Annotated in this window: 15 protein-coding genes; 6 read left to right on the forward strand and 9 right to left on the reverse strand. The window is 68.8% G+C overall.

The window, feature by feature from the left end; translation table 11 throughout:
* Window positions 1-202: 202 nt before the first annotated feature.
* The 5 genes from BU124_RS00095 to mnmA all read right to left on the reverse strand — a co-directional run bounded on the left by BU124_RS00095 (window position 203) and on the right by mnmA (window position 6,781).
* Complete coding sequence (locus tag BU124_RS00095) at window positions 203-1,207, reverse strand: TauD/TfdA dioxygenase family protein (RefSeq protein ID WP_084860411.1); 1,005 nt, start codon at window positions 1,205-1,207, stop codon at window positions 203-205.
* A 79-nt stretch (window positions 1,208-1,286) separates the two neighbouring features.
* Window positions 1,287-1,892 (reverse strand): hypothetical protein, encoded by a 606-nt coding sequence (locus BU124_RS00100; protein ID WP_084860412.1) that lies wholly within the window; start codon window positions 1,890-1,892, stop codon window positions 1,287-1,289.
* The gene (locus tag BU124_RS00105; RefSeq protein ID WP_084860413.1) at window positions 1,889-3,952 is read right to left on the reverse strand and encodes a WG repeat-containing protein; all 2,064 of its coding nucleotides are present in this window, start codon (window positions 3,950-3,952) and stop codon (window positions 1,889-1,891) included. The genes BU124_RS00100 and BU124_RS00105 overlap by 4 nt, the downstream gene beginning before the upstream one ends.
* Window positions 3,949-5,274: a vWA domain-containing protein gene (locus BU124_RS00110; protein WP_084860414.1), complete on the reverse strand. Its 1,326-nt coding sequence runs from the start codon at window positions 5,272-5,274 to the stop codon at window positions 3,949-3,951. The genes BU124_RS00105 and BU124_RS00110 overlap by 4 nt, the downstream gene beginning before the upstream one ends.
* 370 nt (window positions 5,275-5,644) lie before the next feature.
* Entirely contained in the window at window positions 5,645-6,781 is a 1,137-nt protein-coding gene (gene mnmA / locus BU124_RS00115; RefSeq protein WP_084860415.1) for a tRNA 2-thiouridine(34) synthase MnmA, read from the reverse strand.
* Between the two features lie 132 nt (window positions 6,782-6,913).
* On the opposite strand from mnmA, the gene sciP reads away from it, so the two are divergent.
* From sciP to BU124_RS15110, 5 genes are all read left to right on the forward strand, one after another.
* Window positions 6,914-7,192: a CtrA inhibitor SciP gene (sciP, locus tag BU124_RS00120; RefSeq protein WP_084860416.1), complete on the forward strand. Its 279-nt coding sequence runs from the start codon at window positions 6,914-6,916 to the stop codon at window positions 7,190-7,192.
* A 91-nt stretch (window positions 7,193-7,283) separates the two neighbouring features.
* Window positions 7,284-7,997, forward strand: coding sequence for a response regulator transcription factor CtrA (gene ctrA, locus BU124_RS00125; RefSeq protein WP_084860417.1), 714 nt, complete (start codon window positions 7,284-7,286; stop codon window positions 7,995-7,997).
* A gap of 81 nt (window positions 7,998-8,078) precedes the next feature.
* The gene (gene ligA / locus BU124_RS00130) at window positions 8,079-10,358 is read left to right on the forward strand and encodes an NAD-dependent DNA ligase LigA (protein WP_425442430.1); all 2,280 of its coding nucleotides are present in this window, start codon (window positions 8,079-8,081) and stop codon (window positions 10,356-10,358) included.
* Window positions 10,355-12,445, forward strand: coding sequence for an ATP-dependent DNA helicase RecG (gene recG / locus BU124_RS00135; protein ID WP_084860418.1), 2,091 nt, complete (start codon window positions 10,355-10,357; stop codon window positions 12,443-12,445). Before ligA ends, recG begins: the two co-directional genes overlap by 4 nt.
* A 105-nt stretch (window positions 12,446-12,550) precedes the next feature.
* Window positions 12,551-12,673 carry a hypothetical protein gene (locus BU124_RS15110; protein ID WP_281250886.1) on the forward strand — a complete coding sequence of 41 codons (123 nt, stop codon included), beginning with the start codon at window positions 12,551-12,553 and terminating at the stop codon, window positions 12,671-12,673.
* Between the two features lie 204 nt (window positions 12,674-12,877).
* On the opposite strand, the gene BU124_RS00140 is transcribed toward BU124_RS15110, so the two are convergent.
* Window positions 12,878-13,330 carry an iron-sulfur cluster assembly scaffold protein gene (locus tag BU124_RS00140; protein ID WP_084860419.1) on the reverse strand — a complete coding sequence of 151 codons (453 nt, stop codon included), beginning with the start codon at window positions 13,328-13,330 and terminating at the stop codon, window positions 12,878-12,880.
* A gap of 68 nt (window positions 13,331-13,398) precedes the next feature.
* Here BU124_RS00140 and hisI point away from each other — a divergent pair, with 68 nt between their 5' ends.
* The gene (hisI, locus tag BU124_RS00145) at window positions 13,399-13,761 is read left to right on the forward strand and encodes a phosphoribosyl-AMP cyclohydrolase (protein WP_084860420.1); all 363 of its coding nucleotides are present in this window, start codon (window positions 13,399-13,401) and stop codon (window positions 13,759-13,761) included.
* A gap of 41 nt (window positions 13,762-13,802) precedes the next feature.
* Here the strand turns inward: hisI and gluQRS are convergent, their stop codons facing one another.
* Genes gluQRS through trmFO form a run of 3 tightly spaced genes read right to left on the reverse strand, consistent with a single transcriptional unit; the run spans window position 13,803 to window position 16,610 of the window.
* Window positions 13,803-14,627 (reverse strand): tRNA glutamyl-Q(34) synthetase GluQRS, encoded by an 825-nt coding sequence (gene gluQRS / locus BU124_RS00150; RefSeq protein WP_084860421.1) that lies wholly within the window; start codon window positions 14,625-14,627, stop codon window positions 13,803-13,805.
* Complete coding sequence (locus BU124_RS00155; protein ID WP_084860422.1) at window positions 14,624-15,232, reverse strand: class I SAM-dependent DNA methyltransferase; 609 nt, start codon at window positions 15,230-15,232, stop codon at window positions 14,624-14,626. Before BU124_RS00155 ends, gluQRS begins: the two co-directional genes overlap by 4 nt.
* Window positions 15,233-15,254: 22 nt before the next feature.
* The gene (trmFO, locus tag BU124_RS00160) at window positions 15,255-16,610 is read right to left on the reverse strand and encodes a methylenetetrahydrofolate--tRNA-(uracil(54)-C(5))-methyltransferase (FADH(2)-oxidizing) TrmFO (RefSeq protein WP_084860423.1); all 1,356 of its coding nucleotides are present in this window, start codon (window positions 16,608-16,610) and stop codon (window positions 15,255-15,257) included.
* Between the last annotated feature and the right edge of the window lie 8 nt (window positions 16,611-16,618).

Below are 16,618 nucleotides of genomic sequence, written 5' to 3' on the forward strand. Positions count from 1 at the left end.
GGGTGTGGACCCTTTCCTCGGGTCCTCTGCGCTGTCCTGTGCCATGACGGTCACCTGCTCTGCGTCTTGCGGTCTGCCTCGCCGGTCTTTCAAGGGGCCTCTTGGTGGGCCGTAGCATCACGCAAGCATGCGCAGTGGGCGGGGAAAGGGCCGAAATGCGGCAATTTCGTGGCAGTGTCCCGCCTGTCGCGCGCCGGGCCGGTCAGTTCTGCATCGGGATGCCGTCCTCCCAGCGGAATCCCACGCCGCCGCCCTGCCAGACCCCGTCGCCGAATGGGCTGGACCCGTCGATCGGCAGGGTGGGCGGCAACCCGGTGTCAGGCACCAGGTCATGCGTGCCCCGCACGGTGCTGCGATGCATGATCCGCAGGCCCTGGTCCTCGGCGGGCATATGCGCTTCGGGGGCCGCGCGATGGGCCACGGCCAGGTTGTCGATGAAGACGCAGTCGTTTTCGCGATACTCATAGGCGGTGGCATAGCCGCGCTCGAACCCGGCGTTCAGGATATCGTTGTAGCTGTGACAAAGGGCCTTGAGCGCGTCGGCATCCAGCAGGCGTGCCCCCTCGGCGCCGGGCAGAACCTCGACAACCGCGCCAGTCATGCCGAGGTGCAGCCAGATGCAGGACTGTCCCGACACCGGGTGGCGATGGACCAGCGGGTGCACCACGCCCGAGGCCGAGTTGACCGAGGCCAGCCGCGCCCAGTAGGACTGCGTTTCGGGCGACAGGGCGTCATGGGCCAGCCCCTGATGCGCGAACCAGGTACCGCCGCCGTTCTCGGCCGGGCGCACGATATGATAGCCCGAATGCGAAAAGGTCGCGGGCAGGAAACTGCCGTCGTTGTGCCATTGCGGCCCGACACCGGGGATGCCATGGCGGCGGTCGTTGGACAGCCGGAAGATGTGCGGATTGCCGCCGGGCGTGGCCGGGTGAACGCCATGCGTGCTGTGCAACTCGCGTCCGCCCCACCAGCACGAGGCGCGCAGGAAGTCCTCGGGATCTACGGGCCGATCGTTATTGAAGACGAGGAATCCGTGCAGGGCCATCTCGTGTTCGAGGGCATCAAGCACCTCGCGGGGCGGGACCTGCTCGGCGGACAGGTCGACGCCGTGAACCTCGGCGCCGATGGGGTCGAGGGGGCGGACCTCGGCCCCCGCGGATGCGATGATGGCCTGTCGATCGGCGGCGGTCGTGTGCGGCATTTTCATGGGCGCACCTCCTTTCAGCCTTCTTCCACCTATGTCGCGCCGTGAGGGTCTGAAAGGGGCGCGCCGCTGGCCCGGTCAGTCACTGCGGCTCCGGGGGCGAGGGGGCCGCGCGGCGGGGCAGGGGCGTGTCCAGCCCGACGTCGCCATAGGCGCGGACCCTGTCCTGGCCGCAGCGGAAACCGGGCGCCCGGGCGTCGGCCACCTTTCGAGCCACAGTATTGGCCCCCGCGGTGCGACTGGCGTCCACCACGCCGACCATGCAGCTTTCCTCGGCGGCGCCCCCCGCAGCGGTGCTGACGATCAGGATCTCGCGGGGATCGGGGTCTGGCCCGACGAACCAGCGATGGATCGTGGCCACGATACGCGGTGTGCCATCCGTTTCGTGGCGGCGCCACTCCACGGTGTCATGCACGCTGCTGAAACTGGCGAAGCTTTCCCACGGGCCGAAGTCGGGCGTGCTTCCGTAATCCATCGAGATGCGCGCATCCCCGTCGGTCAGCATAACATACATCCCGTCCGGGCCGGGGCAGACCATGCGAAAGCCCATGCCGGCCGCGTCGGGCGGCACGTCCTGATCGAGGGTCCGGCAATCCTCGGCCCAATCGTAACTCGTGTAGACGCTGTCAATATCCTGCGCCTGCACACCAGCAGGGAGCGCCAGGACGAGTAGCGCCAGCCGCATCATTCGTCGCGCTCCAGCGGGACCTCGGCAAAGCGCAATGTCACGCTGCCCGCCCCGTCGACTTGATCATGCGCATCCAGATGTGCCGTTACGTTGCCGGACAGGCGGCCATCCTGGTATTCAAGGTGGCCCTGGCCCCGCACGGCCACACCGGCGAAGCTGATCGAGGCGGGCGCATCCGGCCCGGCGGTGAAGGCGCCGCGCGCTCCGGCGGGAAGGCGCAGCTCGAGCTTGGGGCCGAACTCGCCAAGGGAAAGCACGAGGCCATCAGCTGTCTCGACGGCTTTCGCGGGGGTGAAGAAGTTGATCAGCGGATCATCCGGCATCGACTCGTCCAGCGCCGTGACGGCCCCGGTCGTTTCGACCAGCGCGACCTCGGGGCCAACCTCATAGGGGATCGCGTTGAACGCGGCCGAAAGCGTGATCGTGTCGGCCGGGTCATCGCGCGAGACAAACGTGATGTCGACCTCGCCGGAAATCGCCATTTGGTCGCGGCGCGTCAAGGTCAGGCTGCCGCCGCCTTCGGAGGTGTAAGTGGCCGGCTGCGGGGCGTTCGGGCCAGCGTCCCGGACGCCCAACCACAAATAAGCCGAGGGTTTGTCATCTGCACTGGTTGGACCGAGGGCATGCTGACCGGGCCCGATACCGGCAGGCAGGCCGAGGCTCAGCGAGCCACCCACTGTCTTGCCCTGCCACTTTGCCGCTCCCAGCGAAAGCGACAGGCTCCAGGGGCCACCCGCATTCGTGGCGCCTTCCGTGCCGTCCATTTCGAAATCCGAAAGATTGCACGGTGCATCGGAACGGCGCGGGGCGACATCGCCCTCGACCGCCCCCGAAAGCGCCATGCGATAGGCCCCGGGCGCAAGATCGCCGCTGTCCGTGGTCGTTGGCAATGCGGCCACACCCGGCGCGCGACGACAGGCGGTCGAATCTATGACCGTCGCGCCATCGGTGTCGAGCCAGACCAGTTTGTCGCGCGCCCACGGCAAGTGCCAGAGCATGGTTTCCGGGCCGATGCGGGGGTCGCCCGGCCCTTCGTAACTGATGTCGGGGGTATTGCCGCAGATATTGGTCCCGTCACCGACAACCAGAGGCAACAGCCCGCGGTGATAGGATGGAAGACGGGCCTCGTTGCAGATCGTCAGACGCGATCCCGCTTGCGGATCGACCGCGACCCTGCCCTCGGTGTCGATCCAGACGGGGCCGGGCTGCACGGCTGCGCGCCCATTCGAGAAGGGCGCGGCCGCCTCGATCTCGCGCGTGCCGCCATCGGCCAGTGTCATCTTTTCGATCGCCCAATCCGATGTGTCGATGTAGCCGACAGTGCTCTTTCGGCGCACCGGCGCAAGGCCGCCGGCGTATGGACCTGCTTCCTGCAAGACGAACTTGCGGGGGAAAGCCAACTCACCGGAGGTGTCGATATAGCCCCAGAAGCCTTCGTTGATCGCGGCGGCCGCGCGCCCGTCCGAGAAATCGCCGCCCGCGTGGAACTCAGGGGCAATTGCCCAGTCACCGGACGTGTCGATCCACCCGACCTTGGAGCCGTCGTCCGTTGCGACACGCACCCAGGCCAAGCCCTCGGAAAAGCTGCCCAGGTCCAGGACCTCGGCATCCGCCAGTGCGGGCGGCGTCCAGGTGCCGCCGGCCGCGCTGACATAGTGGGGCATGCCGTCGGCAGGCGTGGCCGCGCTGCAGCCCTGCGACATCGGCTTGTAGGGTGACAGCGCGTAATCCTGCCCCGCGATCACCACGCGGTCGGCATCCTGCGCGCCCGGCTCAACGATATAATCGCCATTGCGGTCTATAAGGCCCCAGCCCGCGGCGGTTTCGACCGCTGCAGCACCTTCCGAAAAGGGCCTGACCCGCCGCCACGCCGGCGCAAGCCGCCATTCGCCGTCGCGTCCGACAAAGCCCCATTCGTCCCCCTCCGGCAACGGGTAAAGCCCGGCCGCGTCCGCATCGCCGGGCGACGAGCAGGGCTGCGCCGCCGCGCCGGGGCCTGTGGAAACAAGGACGGCACAGGCGCAGGCGAAAAGGACGGGGAAACGCGCGACCGGCGTCATTGCACCTCCGTAATCTCGACGCGGTCAAACTCTGCGACCGTCTGTTCGGGGCCCATGGTGCCGGCAAAGATCGCGGGCGGCCCCTGCGTGCGCAGCACGGTGACCGGCTCGGTCTCCAGCACCTCGGGGCCGTCCGGCTGCATGGACCAGCCGTTCATTTCGAGCCGCGCGCGATAGTCGCGGCCGCTCTTGACCAGGCTGAGCGTGGCGCCCTTTTCCTCGAAGTCGGACAGGATGCGGCCGAGGTCGTAATCGCGCGGACAGCAGGAATCGCTGGCGATCTCCAGCCCATCGCTCGTTTCGTCGCCGCCGGTGACGGCCAGCAGCTTGAGCCACATGTCGTCGTTGGAATTGCCCTGGCGGTAGACCTCGGCCACGACGTAGTTGTCGGGGTCGGCATAGCGGCCGACCTGCAGGATCGCGCGGCGGCCGCCCAGCGTCTTCACCTCGCCCATGCGGGCGGTGAAGTCGGCGGCGATTTCCCAGTCGCCCCCGGGCAGTTCGGCGGCGGTCCAGGAAAAGACGTTGGGCTGGTCGGGCTTGCCCAGATAGCCGTTGGCGACGGTCATGGTCATCAGCGCACCCTTGTCGAGGATAAAGCCGTTCGGATCGGGCTGTTGAACCGCCCAGTCGCTGCCCAGCTCGGCGCGGTCGAAGTCATCGACGTAAAGCGGCCCCGCCGGGTCCGGCGCGGGCTGGCTGACCGTCTGCAGGGCATCGGTCAGGCCGGCGGCGTTGTTCGCGCTGAGATACTGCCCGCCCGTCGCCTCGGCGAGGCAGGCAAGCTGGCCATCCGCATCCGCCACGTCGAATCCGATTACATGCGCGGTCAGGGGCGTGCCCGATTGCGCCAGTTCGTCGCCCAGCGCGCAGAGATCGGCGCCGCAGTTTTCAAGCCCGTCGGTGACAACCACCACCGAGGCGCCGGCGTCGTTCGCGCCAAGGCTGTCGCGCGCGGCGCGCACGGCCGCGCCGATGGGGGTCTTGCCGCGCGGGCTGATGCCGTCCATCAGGCTGCCGAGGGTGTCACGGTCCAGCGGGGCGGGGGCGGCCAGCACCTCGATGTCGTCGCAATCTCCCTCGCGCCGGTGGCCGTAGGCCATCAGGCCGAGGGCGCGGTCCTCGGGCCAGTCCGACAGCATCCGGTCGATCGACCCGCGGGCGATCCCGATCTTGGCCTGACCGTCGATCTGGCCCCACATGCTCCCCGATCCGTCGAGAATTAGCATCGTGGACGGCGCCCCGCTCTCCTGGGCGGCGGCCGGGGTGGCGGCGAGGGTGACGGCGGCGGTGAGGCGGACGAGATCGGCAATAGGTTTCATGGTAAGGCTCCCAGTGTTGAAGCCGGAGGCGGCCGACGCGGCCGGCCGATTGGGACAGGCCCCCGGAGGATCGAATCGACCCCATGCTTGCGGATCACCCCGGCACGGATCAACCCGGCGTGCCGGTGCACCTCATGTGCGACCTGCCGGCGGTTTGGACGGGGTCTGCCCAAGCGCGTCGGCAAAGGTGGTTGAGCGGTGTGAATTTGCCGGAAGTGTCGTGGGTTCGGACGCGACGGTAGCGGTTTGCATCGCCCCAAGCCGGCCGCACTCACCGACACCGTCAAGTCCGCGGCTTGAGCTTCGACCAATGCAGCTGTCGCACCCGCTGCGCGCGGCAGAGGCGCGCATTTCGCCGCCGCACGCGCCGTTACCCCCGCCAGATCCAGCCGCCGCCGAGGATGCGGGTGCTCTCGGTGTCGTAGAACACGCAGGCCTGGCCGGGGCTGACGCCTTCCTCGGGGGTCAGCAGCTCGACCTCGGCCTGCGCGTCGGACAGGGGGCGCAGCACCGCCGGGGCCGGCGGCCGGGTGGAGCGCACCTTGACCGCGATCTCGCGTTCGCCGGCATCCGTGAAGCCGCCATCGCCCAGCCAGTTGACCTCGCGCACCGGCACGGTGCGGGTCGCCAGCATGTCCTTGGGGCCGACCACGACGCGGCGGTTTTCCACGTCGAGGCGGACCACGTAGAGCGGTTCGCTCAGCCCGCCGATCCCGAGCCCGCGGCGCTGGCCGATAGTGTAATGAATGACGCCCTTGTGCGTGCCCAGCACCTTGCCCGCCGGATCGACGATCTCGCCCGGTTCGGCCGCGCCGGGGCGCAGCTTTTCGATGACGCCGGCATAGTCGCCGTCGGGCACGAAGCAGATATCCTGGCTGTCAGGCTTGTCGGCCACGCGCAGGCCGTAGCGCGCGGCCAGCTTGCGGGTCTCGTCCTTGCTGGCCAGGTGGCCCAGCGGGAAGCGCAGGAAATCCAGCTGGTCCTGCGTGGTCGAGAACAGGAAATAGGACTGGTCGCGGGTCGCATCCGCCGCACTGTGCAGCTCGGCCCCGCGCGCACCCATGCGGCGCTGGATATAGTGGCCCGTGGCCATGCAGTCGGCGTCCAGGTCCTTGGCCGTCTCCAGAAGGTCCTTGAACTTGACGCGCTCGTTGCAGCGGATGCAGGGCACGGGCGTCGCCCCGCCAAGGTAGCTGTCGGCGAACTCGTCCATCACCGCCTCGCGGAAGATGTTTTCGTAATCCAGAACGTAGTGGGGAAAGCCCATCTCCTCGGCCACGCGGCGGGCATCGTGGATGTCGCGGCCCGCGCAGCAGGCGCCCTTCTTGGCCAGCGCCGCGCCATGATCGTAAAGCTGCAGGGTCACGCCGACCACGTCGTAGCCCTCGTCGGCGAGCATGGCCGCCACGACCGAGGAATCGACGCCGCCGGACATGGCCACCACGACACGGGTGTCTGCGGGGGCCTTGGGCAGGCCGAGCGAGTTGAGCGCGGTGTCGAGGGACATGGAAGCGACCTTTGCCGGAGACGGGCGCAATATAGGAAAATGCAAGATACTCTCAAGGGGCGCCTTTACCCCGCCTTAGCCGAGATCGCGGCACCTGAACGGCATGTTCAGTCACGACAGAGGGGTGAGGACATGTATCTGCGCAAGACGGAGGGGCCGCGCGCGGTCACCCTGCCGGACGGCACGGTGATGACGCGCGCCGACCTGCCCGAGGCGACGACGCGGCGCTGGGTGGCGTCGCGCAAGGCGGCCGTGGTGCGTGCGGTGGCCCATGGGTTGATCACGCGGGAGTGGGCGAAATCGACCTACGGCCTGTCCGAAGAGGAACTGGCCGAGTGGGAGTCGGCCGTCCTCAGACATGGGGAAGCGGCGCTCAAGGCCACCGCACTTCGAAAATATAGACAACCTTAGGTAGATTCGTAAACTGACAACCGGACGGTAACGTGTGGTTAACCTTCTGCCCCCTAGGTTTGGTTAACGCACGAACGAACGGAGAACAGTCATGCGCGTCTTGCTCGTCGAGGATGATCCGACCACCGCCAAGAGCATCGAATTGATGCTGGGCCATGCCAACCTCAACGTCTACACCACCGAGCTGGGCGAAGAGGGCATCGACCTGGCCAAGCTCTACGACTACGACCTTATCCTGCTGGACCTGAACCTGCCGGACATGCCCGGCCACGACGTCCTGCGCCAGCTGCGCCTGGCCCGGATCGAGACGCCGATCCTGATTCTCTCGGGCGAGGACGCGACCGAGTCCAAGCTCAAGGGCTTCGGCTTCGGGGCAGACGACTACCTGACCAAGCCGTTCCACCGCGAGGAACTGATCGCGCGGATCCACGCCATCATCCGCCGCTCCAAGGGGCACGCGCAGTCGGTCATCCGCACCGGCAAGGTCTCGGTGAACCTGGACGCCAAGACGGTCGAGGCCGGGGGCGAGCCCGTGCATCTGACCGGCAAGGAATACCAGATGCTGGAGCTTCTGAGCCTGCGCAAGGGCACCACCCTGACCAAGGAAATGTTTCTCAATCACCTTTACGGCGGCATGGACGAACCCGAGCTGAAAATCATCGACGTCTTCATCTGCAAGCTGCGCAAGAAGCTCTCCGAGGCGACGGGCGGCGACAGCTACATCGAGACCGTCTGGGGCCGCGGCTATGTCCTGCGCGACCCCGATCAGGGCGCGGATTCCGAACAGGTCGCTGTCGGGGCCTGACGCCGCGGCGGCGGCGACGGGCTGGACGATGCCGGGGCGCCCCCCTATCACTTACGGCAGGTGAACGACGGGGGACCGACGGTGAGTGACACGACCGCGACAGGCGACGAGGCGACCCTCGCGCCCGAGGCCCTGACCGAGGCGCATGCGGCGGCGGAACTGGCCCGCCTGGCCGGGCTGCTGGCGCGGGCCGACGCCGCCTATCACGGCGACGATGCCCCCGAGATGAGCGACGCCGAGTACGACGCGTTCAAGCAGCGCAACGCAGCGATCGAGGCGCGCTTTCCGGCGCTCAAGCGCGCCGACAGCCCCTCCGACAAGGTCGGCACCACCCCGGCCGAGGCCTTCGGCAAGATTACCCATGCGGTGCGGATGCTGTCGCTGGCCAATGCCTTCGACGCCGGCGATGTCGCCGATTTCGACCAGTCGATCCGCAGTTACCTCAACCTCGGCCCCGACGCCCCGCTGGCCTATACCGCCGAACCCAAGATCGACGGGCTCAGCCTGTCGCTGCGATACGAGGGGGGCGCGCTGGTCCATGCCGCCACGCGCGGCGACGGCGCGACCGGCGAGAATGTCACCGCCAATGCCCGCACCATCGCCGAGATCCCCACGCGGCTGGACGCGGCGCCCGAAGTGCTGGAGGTGCGCGGCGAGGTCTACATGGCCCACGACGATTTCGCGGCGTTGAATGCGCGGCAGGCCGACATGGGCGGCAAGACCTTCGCCAACCCGCGCAACGCCGCCGCCGGGTCGCTGCGCCAGCTCGACGCGGGCATCACGAAATCACGCCCGCTGCGCTTTTTCGCCTACGCCTGGGGGGAGCTGTCGGCACCACTGGCCGAGACACAGAAAGGCGCGCTCGACCGGCTGGCCGGTTTCGGCTTTTCCACCAACCCGCTGACCCGGATCTGCGAGACGGTGGAGGACATGCTGGCCCATTACCGCGAGATCGAGGCGCAACGCGCGACGCTGGGTTACGACATCGACGGCGTGGTCTACAAGATCAACGATCTGGCGTTGCAGCACCGGCTGGGCTATCGCTCGGCCACGCCGCGCTGGGCCATCGCGCACAAGTTTCCCGCCGAACTCGCCTGGACCCGGCTGGAGGGGATCGACATCCAGGTCGGCCGCACCGGGGCGCTGTCGCCGGTGGCGCGCTTGCAGCCGGTGACGGTGGGCGGTGTCGTCGTCTCCAACGCGACGCTGCACAACGAGGATTACATCGCCGGGCGCGGCGCCTCGGGCGAGGCGATCCGCGGCGGCAAGGACATCCGCGCGGGCGACTGGGTGCAGGTCTACCGCGCCGGCGACGTCATCCCCAAGGTGGCGGACGTGGACCTGTCGCAGCGGCCCGCGGACGCGGTGCCGTACAGCCTGCCCAACACATGCCCCGAGTGCGGCTCGCCCGCGATCCGCGAAGAGGGCGACGCCGTCCGCCGCTGCACCGGCGGGTTGATCTGCCCCGCGCAAGCCGTGGAAAAGCTGAAACATTTCGTCTCGCGCGGGGCCATGGACATCGAAGGGCTGGGCGCCAAGCAGGTCGAGGCCTTCTACCACGACGACCAGCTGCCGGTGAAAGAGCCGGCGGATATCTTCACGCTGCAACGCCGCGATTCGCAGAACCTTTCGAAACTGGCCAACCGCGACGGCTGGGGCGCGACGAGCGCGAATAACCTGTTCCAGGCCATCGAGGAAAAGCGGAAAATCCCGATGGCCCGTCTGCTGTTCGGGCTTGGCATCCGACACGTGGGCGAGGTCGCCGCGCAGGACCTCGCGCGGCACTACGGCGGCTGGGCGGCGATGACGGCGGCACTGGACAGCGCCCGACCCGCCGCGCTGGCCCATCGCGCCGCCGACGAGGCCGCCGACGCCGAACGCCGCCGTGCAGCCGAGGAGGGCCGCCGGGCCCGCGTTGCCGAAGCGCGCCGACGCACCCTCGAGACGGCCGAGACCCCGGTTGCGGCATCCGAGGCCTGGGACGACCTGATCGGCGCCGACGGCATCGGCCCGGTGCTGGCCCTGTCGCTGTCGGATGCCTTTGCCAATGCCCACGAACGCGCCGCCATCGACCGGCTGATCGCGGAACTGATAGAGATCACGCCGCCGGAGCGCCGCGCCGGGGACAGCCCCGTGGCGGGCAAGACGGTGGTCTTCTCCGGCAGCCTGGAAAAGATGACCCGCGCCGAAGCCAAGGCCCGCGCCGAGGCGCTGGGGGCCAAGGTCGCGGGCTCGGTCAGCGCCAAGACAGACCTGCTCGTGGCCGGGCCGGGCGCCGGCTCGAAGGCCGACAAGGCCGCCGCGCTGGGCGTCGAGACGCTCGACGAGGACGGCTGGCTGGCGCTGATCGGCGCGGCATGAGCGGCCGCCCGGAAATTCTGTTTCCGCTCTTTGCCGGGCTGACGACGCTTGACGGGGTCGGCCCGAAACTGGCCCAGCGACTGGAGGCGGGCGGCATCGAGAAACCGCGCGACATGGTTTTCACGCTGCCCTACAGCGGCGTGGACCGGTCGCGCCGGGCCAGCGTGCGCGATCTTGTCCCGCCGGCGCATTGCACCGTCGAAGTGGTGGTGGGCGAGCACCGCCCGCCGGCCCAGCGCGGCCGGCCCTACCGCGTGACGGTCGAGGACGCGCAGACCTCGTTTCAACTGGTTTTCTTCCATGCCCGGGGCGAGTATCTGCGCCGCATCCTGCCCAGCGGCCAGCGGCGGGTGATCTCGGGCAAGGTCGAACATTTCGATGGCATCGCCCAGATGGTCCACCCGGACCATATCCTGCGCCCCGACGAGGCCGGGCAGATCCCCGCGTTCGAACCCGTCTACCCGCTGACCGGCTCGGTCACCCAACGGGTGATGGCCAAGGCGATCGGGGCGGCACTGGCTCGGGCGCCGGACCTGCCCGAATGGATCGACCCGGCCCTGCGCGCGCGCGAGGCCTGGCCGGAGTGGCGCGCCGCTCTGGAGGCAGCCCATGCGCCGCTGTCGGGGGCCGAACTGGCCGCGACCGCGCCCGCGCGGCAGCGGTTGGCCTATGATGAGTTGCTGGCGCATCAACTGACGCTGGCGCTGGCGCGGGCCACGCAGCGGCGCGGCAAGGGGCGGGTGACGCAGGGCGACGGCCGGCTGCGCGCCACGGTGCTGGCCGATCTGCCCTATGCGCCAACCGGCGCGCAGACCCGCGCGGTCGAAGAGATCACCGCCGACATGGCCGCTCCCAAGCGCATGAACCGGCTGCTGCAGGGCGACGTGGGCGCGGGCAAGACGCTGGTGGCGCTGCTGGCGCTGCTCACGGCGGTCGAAGCGGGCGGGCAGGGCGTGATGATGGCCCCGACCGAGATCCTCGCGCGCCAGCACATGGAGGGGCTGGCGCCCCTGGCCCGCTCGGCCGGTGTGCGGCTGGCGTTGTTGACGGGCCGCGACAAGGGCGCTGAGCGGCGCGCCAAGCTCGCCGCGCTCGAAAGCGGCGAGATCGGCATCCTGGTGGGCACCCACGCGGTGTTCCAGCAGGACGTCGCCTTTCACGACCTGCGGCTGGCCATCGTGGACGAACAGCACCGCTTCGGCGTCTCGCAACGCATGCAACTGGGGGCCAAGGGGGCCGCGGTCGACGTGCTGGTCATGACCGCCACGCCGATCCCGCGGTCCCTTGCGCTGGCGCAGTTCGGCGACATGGACGTCTCGGTGCTGGACGAAAAGCCGCCCGGGCGCACGCCGGTCACCACCAGCGTGGTCAGCACCGGGCGCCTGGACGAGGTGACCGAGCACCTGCGCAAGGCCGTGTCCGAGGGGCGGCAGGCCTACTGGGTCTGCCCGCTGGTCGAGGAATCCGAGGTCAGCGAACTGACCGCCGCCGAGGACCGGTTCGCACGGTTGCGCGCCACGCTGGGCGAAGGTGTCGTCGGGCTGGTTCACGGCCGCATGGACCCGGCCGACAAGGACGCCGCCATGGCCCGCTTCGTGGCCGGCGAGACGGGCGTGCTGGTGGCGACCACGGTGATCGAGGTGGGGGTGAACGTGCCCAATGCCTCAATCATGGTGATCGAACGCGCCGAGAGCTTCGGCCTGGCCCAGTTGCACCAATTGCGCGGCCGGGTCGGGCGTGGCGCGGCGCAGTCCACCTGCCTGCTGATGTATCAGCCGCCCCTGTCGGAGCCGGGCCGGCGGCGGCTGGAGATCCTGCGCGAGACCGAGGACGGGTTCCGCATCTCGGAAGAGGACCTGGCCATACGCGGCGCGGGCGACGTGATCGGCACAGCGCAATCCGGGCTGCCCCGTTTCCGCATCGCCGATATCGAGCGGCAGTCGGCCCTGATGGCGCTGGCCCAGCAGGACGCGCGCAAGCTGCTGGCCGACGACGCGGATCTGAGCAGTGAACGGGGACAGGCCGCGCGCGTGCTGCTCTGGCTCATGGAACAAGACCGGGCGATCCGTTTGATATCAGTGGGTTAGCTGCAAACTGGTCTTTTTGTTCACGAATGTTCTTAAAAAGTTCTTGCGTTAAGGCGTGGTTAATGAGAACAAAGTGGCAACAAAGATGTGAGAAGGAGCACCGAAATGGCCCGGGAAATCAGACAGGCGATCGCCCGTTCGCGTGACACACTGGTGGCCGATGCCTTTGGCGCGGCCGCACTGATGGTCCTGCTGGTTGTGTCGCTGCACCTGCCCGCGTTCTTGTGATCTGCCGCGCGCCCCGGGCCGGTCGTTCCGCATCGCCTGTCCCATCCGCGATGCCATGACGGCCCTCCACGGCGGCTCTGCCTCCGCCGCACACCGCCCGGGATCTGCCTCTCCCGACCGCGGCCGGACTTTCGGGGCGCACACCTGCCGCCGCGTTCCCCTGTCCCGGGGCGCGGCGGTTTTTTCTGTTCGGGGAAGCGCCTGTCAGGCGCAGTCGGCCTCGCGCGCGGCCTTGAAGGCCTCCAGCGTGGCATCCAGCGCCAGCAGGATCGAGGCGTGACGGTTCTTGTAGTCCCGCGCCGGTTGCAGCACTTCCAGCCCGTCGAAGGGTGCCGCCGGCGGCGGGCCGTCCTGCTTGAGCATGGCGTGCAGCGCGTCGCGCGCCTGTTGCACCTGCGGTTCGGTCGTGCCGATGACATTGGCAGCCACCACGGCCGCTGCGGCCTGGCCCAGCGCGCAGGCCTTCACGTCCTGGCCGTAGTCGGTCACCTTGCCCTCGGCGACACGCAGGTCCACCGACACGGTGGACCCGCAAAGCGGTGAGCGCACCCGGCCGCTGCCGTCGGGGGCGTCCAGCCGCCCTAGCCGTGGAATCTCCGCCGCCAGCCCAAGAATCCGGGTGGAGTAGAGCTTGATCATGTCGGTTTCTGCGGTCATGGGTTTGCCCTCGGCTGTCTTGCCCAATAAATAGGCTGGCCGATCCCAGATGCCAAAGGAAATTCGACATGGCCTTCGATCCCGCGACGCTGACCTTTGACGCCGACGGGCTTGTCCCCTGTATCGCGCAGGATGCCACGGACGGCACCGTACTGATGATGGCCTGGATGACCCGCGCGGCCGTCGAGACCACGCTGGCCACCGGCCGCGTCACCTACTGGTCGCGCTCGCGGCAGGCCCTCTGGGCCAAGGGCGAGAGCAGCGGCCACGTGCAGGAGCTTGTCGACCTGCGCGTCGATTGCGACCGCGATTGCCTGCTGGCGGTGGTGCGCCAGACCGGGCCGGCCTGCCACACCAACCGGCGGTCGTGTTTCTATACCTCTGTCACCGGCGAGGCGGAGCGGGAGCTGATGCGCCCGGTTGACGGCTAGGGTGCCTTGGTCTGGCGTTTATCGGCCCGGATGATGCGGTGTCAGAGTCCAACGCGCGCGCGGATGTCGGCCGGGGTCGCGCCCGCGGCGCGCAAGCTGGCAAGCGATGTCGCGGAGTCGATCTTGGCCAGGCGCTTGCCGCTGGCGTCGTGGATCAGCCCGTGATGGTGATAGACGGGCACCGGCCAACCCATCAGCGCCTGCAGCGCCACGTGCAGGAAGGTCGCGTGCCAGAGGTCGACCCCGCGCACGACGTGGGTGATGCCCTGCGCCGCGTCGTCGACGGGGCAGGCGAGGTGATAGGCCGGATCGCCGCTGTCCCTGCGCCGCAGCACCGGGTCACCGATCAGGCCGATCAGCTGATCCGGGTCGGGGGTGTGCCGGCCTGCGTGCAGCGGGCCGATCTCGGTAAAGGCGGGCAGGGGGCCGGCCTGGTCGAGCGCGCGGGCGAGGTCGAGCCGCAGCGCGTCGCCGGGCCGCGCATCTGACAGCGGGCGGTGGCGGCAGGTGCCGGGATAGACCAGCCCGTCCCACCCGGGCCGCGCGCCCGCCGCCTTTATGGCCGAGCGCGAACAGGAACAGGGGTAGAGCAGCCCGCGCGCCGCGATGGCATCAAGCACGGCGGTGTACTCGGCCAGGTGGTCGGACTGCCGCCGCACCGGGTTGGGCCAGTCCAGCCCAAGCCAGCGCAGATCCTCCTGTATCGCGGCCTCGTACTCGGGGCGGCAGCGGGTGCTGTCGGTATCCTCGATCCGCAACAGCGCCGTGCCGCCCATGTCACGCGCCACCTGCAAGACGGTCAGCGCCGAAAAGGCGTGGCCCAGATGCAGCCGCCCCGTGGGCGAGGGCGCAAAGCGCGTGATCATCCCCGCCGCAGAACGATCACGTCCGAGCCCATGTCCTTGGCCGCCAGGTGCGGGCCGTGCTCGCGCGAGAGCAGCGCGACGTCCCCGGCGGCGACATGGGCGTCGAGCACGGCGTCATATGTGCCGTTCTCGATCGTGGGGTCGTTGAAGGACATGGCCAGGATACCGCCCGGCGTCAGGTGCCTGATCAGCAGGCTGAGCGTCTCGGGCGGGGCGGCGCCGAGGCTGACCACGCCGACGGCGACGATGGCGTCATAATTGCGTGGCAGGGCCGCGCCGGGGGCGCCGACCCAGAGGTCGTCGTAGAGGTTCTTGTCGCGGGCGATCTCGACCATTTCGGCCACGACATCCGTGCCGTGCAGGTGGGCGAACCCGGCCCGCAGCAGGGCGGCGCCGGAAATGCCTGTGCCGCAGCCGAAATCGAGCACTGTGGTCTCCGCGGCCACATGGCGGGCCAAGGCCGCGGTCAGCCGGTCCGGCGTGCGATAGTCGAAGGTTTCCAGATCGGAGTCGTAGGCCCCGGCCCAGTCGCGGTAGACGTCGATCGTCTCCTCGACGGGCCGCGGGGTCCAGAGGTTGGCGGGGGTTGAAGTGTCATCGGTCATGACGGGCAGGCTAGTGGCAGGGTCAGGCGGCGTCCAGTGCCGTAGCCGCCAGCCAGGCCCGCCAGTCGGCCTTGGCGCGGTCGGTGTAGGCGCGATAGCGGTCCTTGCGGCCGCGCCGCCCGCCTTTGAGCCCCTCGACCGGGGGGAACAGCCCGAAATTGACGTTCATGGGCTGGAAGGTCTTGGCCTCGGCCCCGCCGGTGATATGCGTGACCAGCGCGCCCATGGCGGTGGTCTGGGGCACCGGCGGCAGGGCGGTGCCGGTCATCTCGGCCACGGCGAGTCGCCCGGCCAGAAGGCCCATGGCCGCGCTTTCGACGTAGCCCTCGACGCCCGTGATCTGGCCGGCGAACCGGATGTTGGGCCGTGATTTCAGCCGCATCTGCCCGTCCAGCAGCGTCGGCGAATTGAGGAAGGTGTTGCGGTGGATACCGCCGAGGCGGGCGAACTTCGCGTCCTGCAGGCCCGGGATCATGCGGAAGACATCCCCTTGCGCGCCATACTTCATCTTGGTCTGGAAGCCGACGATATTATAGAGCGTTCCCAGCGCGTTATCCCTGCGAAGTTGAACCACTGCATGAGGTTTTTCCGCGGGCGCGTGCGGGTTGGTCAGGCCGATGGGCTTCATGGGGCCGTGGCGCAGGGTTTCGCGGCCGCGTTCGGCCATGACCTCGATCGGCAAGCAGCCGTCGAAGTAGCCGGCCGTCTCGCCTTCCTTGAAGGCGGTCTTGTCGGCGGCCAGCAGCGCATCGATGAAGGCCTCGTACTGGTCGCGCGACAGCGGGCAGTTGATGTAGGCTTTTTGCTCGACCTCGGTTTCGCCCTTGTCATAGCGCGACTGTTCCCAGGCCTGCCCCATGTCGATGGTCTCGGCATAGACAATGGGGGCGATCGCATCGAAGAAGGCCAGCGCCTCGGCGCCCGTTTCGGCCCGGATCGCCTCGGCCAGCGGGCCCGAGGTCAGCGGCCCGGTGGCGATGATCCAGTGGCCGTCGTCGGGCAGGCTGTCGATCTCCTCGTAAGAGACGCTGATATTGGGATGCGCCGTCAGCTTGGCGGTGACGGCCTCGGCGAAGGGGTCACGGTCCACGGCCAGCGCGCCGCCCGCGGGCAGCTTGTGCGCGTCGGCGGTGGTCATGATGACCCCGCCCGCCTGGCGCATTTCCCAGTGCAGCAGGCCGACAGCGTTCTGCTCGTCGTCGTCCGAGCGGAAGGAGTTGGAACAGACCATCTCGGCCAGGTGGCCGGTGCGATGGGCGAAGGTCTCGACCCCCGGGCGCATCTCGTGGATGACCACGCGGCGGCCCGCGTTGGCCGCCTGCCAGGCGGCCTCGGACCCGGCCATGCCACCGCCGACGATGTGAAGTGTTTGTGTCATGCGCACTC

Origin of the sequence: Salibaculum halophilum (assembly GCF_002094885.1) — a bacterium.
In the GTDB taxonomy this organism is placed as follows: Bacteria; Pseudomonadota; Alphaproteobacteria; order Rhodobacterales; family Rhodobacteraceae; genus Salibaculum; species Salibaculum halophilum.